This is a genomic window from Pseudomonas sp. B3G-3 (genome assembly GCF_028640915.1).
Classification (GTDB): Bacteria; Pseudomonadota; Gammaproteobacteria; order Pseudomonadales; family Pseudomonadaceae; genus Aquipseudomonas; species Aquipseudomonas chlororaphis_I.
In genome coordinates, this window is the sequence record NZ_JAQZAB010000110.1 from 1 (window position 1) to 227 (window position 227).

Below are 227 nucleotides of genomic sequence, written 5' to 3' on the forward strand. Positions count from 1 at the left end.
GCGTTGATGACGGTCTACTTGATGAAGGCTGAACTCAAAACGCTCTGGACGCCGAATACCGCTTGGAGCTGGAGATCGGCCTGGAAGCAATGGTTGCGCCATGCTCATGAAAGCGAAATACCGGCACTGATCCAGTTCGCCAAACGGCTAAAGAGTTACTGGCGGGGCATCGTCAGCCGCGTTCGCTGGCCGATGCACACCGGTCAGCTGGAAGGAATAAACAATCG

General features: G+C 55.5%; 1 protein-coding gene. It reads left to right on the forward strand.

What is annotated here, in order from left to right; genetic code table 11:
• Positions 1-227 (forward strand): transposase (locus PVZ80_RS17885; protein ID WP_443201013.1); only part of this gene is annotated, 227 nt, incomplete at both ends.